Source organism: Pseudomonas sp. UBA5568 (assembly GCF_002425525.1).
Lineage (GTDB): Bacteria > Pseudomonadota > Gammaproteobacteria > Pseudomonadales > Pseudomonadaceae > Aquipseudomonas > Aquipseudomonas fulva.
In genome coordinates, this window is sequence record NZ_DIMK01000007.1 from 1 (window position 1) to 3,703 (window position 3,703).

A 3,703-nucleotide genomic window follows, 5' to 3' on the forward strand; every position below is an offset into this window, starting at 1 on the left:
ATGACCAGGCCGAGCGCTTGGTGCGTCATGCCAGCCGCGTGGCGCAGCGCCGGCACCTACCCTGGAGCCTGGTCCACGTGGACAACGGTCGCCTGCGCGACGAGAGCGGGCGCCAGCGGTTACAGGCCGCCCAGCAACTGGCCGAGCGCCTGGGTGGGGACGTGGTCGTGCTGCGCGCCGCGGAGGTGGCCCGTACACTGATCGAGCATGCCCGAGAGCGGCGTGCCAGCGTGGTACTGGTCGGACAGTCCCGAGACCGGTGGCGCCGCCGCCTGTTCGGCGCTGGTGTCGCTGCACGGCTGTTGCGGGCCAGTCAGGGTCTGGAGGTCAATGTGCTCGATCGCGACGTCCTGCGCTCGGCACCCAAGCCAACGGCCCGGTATGCGTGGGTGTGGCGACATTACCTGCTGGCGCTGGCAGCGACCGCTCTGGCGGCGGGCCTGGCCTGGGCAGTGGCCAGCGTGCTGGCATTGCCCAACATTTCCCTGGTGTTTCTGGCAGCGGTCCTGCTGGTGGCGGTGCGCACCAGCCTTGGCCCCGCCCTGGCCTGTGCGCTGCTTTCATTCCTGGCGTACGATTTTCTGTTCATTCCGCCCAACTTTTCCCTGAGTATCCAGCGCGAAGAGGACGTGCTGACCCTGGTGTTCTTCCTGCTGATGGCCGCGCTCACGGGTAACCTGGCCGCGCGCCAGCGCAGCCAGTTGCAGGCCCTGCGTGAAACCCAGGCGCAAACCATCCAGTTGTTGGACCTGTCTCGACGCCTGACCGGGGCCACGGACCGTCAGGCGGTGCTGGAGGTTGCGCACCAGCACCTCGATGGTCGGCTTGGTTGGCAGGTCTGCATCCTGCAGCGCGACGAGCATGGCCAACTGCACATAGCCAGCGGCGGTCCCATTGCTTTCACCGATAACGAGCGCGCCGCGGCCCAGTGGGCCTGGCAGCACGACCAGGCGGCCGGGCGCAGCAGCGACACCCTGCCCGAAGGGCGTTGGTGGTGGTGGCCCTTGACCGTGGACAGCCAGCCTCTGGCCTTGATGGGTGTGTCTGAGCGCCCAGGCCAGGCACTCAGTGGCCCCGACCGGCGATTGCTTCGTGGCTTGGCGCAGCCTGTGGCCCAGGCCCTGGCGCGGGCGCAGTTGTCCGAGCAGTTGGAGGCGGCGCGTCTGCACGGTGAGACCGAACAACTGCGCAGTGCGTTGCTGGCCTCCGTATCCCACGACTTGCGCACGCCGCTGACGTCCATGCGCGGCAGCATCGACAGTTTGCTGGCGTTGGGCGAGGCCCTTGCCGAGTCGGACCGGCGTGAGCTGCTCGAAGGCACCCGCGACGAAGCCGAGCGGCTGGACCGCTATATTCAGAACCTGCTGGACATGACCCGCCTGGGACACGGCAGTCTCAAGCTGGCACGGGACTGGGTAGCGCCTGCCGACATCGTGGGCAGCGCGTTGCATCGACTGCGCGCCGTGCTGGCACCCCTGAACCTGGAAACTCAGGTGCCGGCCAACTTGCCGCTGCTGTTCGTGCATGCCGCGTTGATCGAGCAGGCCCTGGTCAACGTGCTCGAGAATGCCGCGCGGTTTTCGCCTGCTCAGGGGCGGCTGCGCGTCGAGGTGACGGCGCGCGACCAGCAACTGCACATCGCCGTCAGCGATGAAGGCCCTGGCATTGCCCTGGCAGATCGGGACAAGGTCTTCGACATGTTCTACACCGCTGCCCGCGGTGATCGCGGTGGTCAGGGCACCGGCCTGGGCTTGGCGATCTGCCAGGGGATGATCGGGGCACATGGCGGTCAGGTCAGGGTTGGCGAGGGCATCGATGGCGTTGGCACCTGCATGACTTTATGCTTGCCGCTGCCTACCCAACCGGATACCGGAAGCGACCTGCCATGAGCCAGACCGCCACTTTGCTGGTCATCGATGATGAGCCCCAGATCCGCAAATTCCTGCGCATCAGCCTGGCTTCCCAGGGTTATAAAGTCCTAGAAGCGGAGAACGGCACCCAGGGGCTGGCGCAGGCGGCCTTGGGTAAGCCTGACCTGGTGGTCCTGGACCTGGGCCTGCCGGACATGGACGGGCAGCAGGTGCTGCGCGAACTGCGCCAGTGGAGCACGGTGCCGGTGGTGGTCTTGTCGGTACGCGCCAGCGAAGCGCAGAAGGTCGACGCCTTGGACAGCGGCGCCAACGACTATGTGACCAAGCCGTTTGGCATTCAGGAGTTTCTTGCACGTATTCGCGCGCTGCTCAGGCAGATACCGCAGACGGGCGGTGCCCCAGCCTGCCTCAGCATTGGGCCGCTGACCGTCGATCTTGCCTTGCGACGCGTGACCCTGGATGACGCCGAAGTGACCTTGACCCGCAAGGAATATGCACTGTTGGCGCAACTTGCAAGCCATCCGGGGCGCGTCATCACTCAGCAGCAACTGCTCAAGGACATCTGGGGGCCAACCCATGTGGGTGACACGCATTATTTGCGCATCGTGGTCGGGCACCTGCGGCAAAAGCTTGGCGACGACCCAATGGCGCCGCGCTTCATTGCCACCGAGGCAGGGGTAGGGTACCGGTTGCTCGCCCCAGTGCAGTGACTGGCCTGGCTCAGGCTCTGGGCGGGTCCTTCTCGAACAGCGTGCGGACGCTGTCCAGGTAGTGCCGTGCGCCCAGGCCCAAGGGTCTGGATTTGATCCAGATGATGTCCACCCACAGGCGCAGGCGGCTGGCCATATTGTCCATGCGCACCTCTGCCAGTGCGCCTGACGCGATGAGCGGCTCTACCAGGGGCTGTGGCAAATAAGCCCAGCCAAGGCCTGATTGCACCAGGTCCAGTGTGGCCAGGTAGCTGTCGGTCAGCCAGATGCGTCGGGACAGCACCATGCGCGGGTCAGAGCCGGTGGGGTTGCCGGAGGCGACGATGATCTGCCGCTGTTCGGCGAAGGCTTCTTCGGGCAGGGGCATGGCACCCTGCACGCCGGCAGGGTGACGCGGGGAGGCGACGGCCACCAGTAGCTGACTGCCGGCTTCGAGAAACGACTCTCGCTCATCGATACCCGGGCGTTCGAAGACCAGTGCCAGTTGCACGGTGCCGTCGTGCAGCAAGCGGATGGCCTCGCGCTGGCTGGCCGAGCGCACCTCCACTTCCAGGCCGGGAAAGGCCTGCGCCAAGGCGTGTAGGGGTTGGCTCCAGGGCCCGGTTTGCAGTTCGGGTGCCATGGCGAGGGTCAGGCGCTTTTCCAAGCCTTGGTGCAGTTGCAGGGCCTGGGCATCGAGCAGGTTCAGCTGGCAGATCACTTGCCTGGCCTGCGGCTCCAGCGCCAGTGCTGCGCTGGTGGGCAAGGCTTTGCGGGTGGTGCGGTCGAACAGCGGCAGGTCCAGTTCTGCCTCCAGTTGCGCGATGGCCATGCTTATTGCGGATGGCACCCGGCCTAGCTTGCGCGCTGCAGCGGAAAAGGACCCTGCCTCCAGCACGGCCAGGAAGATCGTAAGGGAGTCACTGGTGAAGGCCATGCGGGTGCCTGATGCTGAGCGGGGTGGGGGTCGAGGGTAATGCTGGGGCGGGGAGATTGCTACCGCCTTACGGGTCTTCGGGGTTCATCTATAAGATTCGTCCTGAAATGGGGCTGGAGTTTTAGCCCAAGATGCCGTTGCCGTTGCCGTTGCCGTTGCCGTTGCCGTTGCCGTTGCCGTTGCCGTTGCCATTGCCGTTGCCGTTG

Annotated in this window: 3 protein-coding genes; 2 read left to right on the forward strand and 1 reads right to left on the reverse strand. The window is 65.8% G+C overall.

What is annotated here, in order from left to right:
* Together B2S33_RS03150 and B2S33_RS03155 are read left to right on the forward strand one after the other, a co-directional pair.
* Positions 1 to 1,889: DUF4118 domain-containing protein (locus B2S33_RS03150; protein ID WP_288649813.1), on the forward strand; the 1,889-nt coding region annotated here is incomplete at its 5' end.
* A complete protein-coding gene (locus B2S33_RS03155) occupies positions 1,886 to 2,581 on the forward strand; it encodes a response regulator (protein ID WP_027916271.1) in 696 nt (231 codons plus the stop codon). The genes B2S33_RS03150 and B2S33_RS03155, both read left to right, overlap by 4 nt.
* Positions 2,582 to 2,591: 10 nt before the next feature.
* Here the strand turns inward: B2S33_RS03155 and B2S33_RS03160 are convergent, their stop codons facing one another.
* Positions 2,592 to 3,497 carry a LysR family transcriptional regulator gene (locus tag B2S33_RS03160; RefSeq protein ID WP_027916270.1) on the reverse strand — a complete coding sequence of 302 codons (906 nt, stop codon included), beginning with the start codon at positions 3,495 to 3,497 and terminating at the stop codon, positions 2,592 to 2,594.
* Between the last annotated feature and the right edge of the window lie 206 nt (positions 3,498 to 3,703).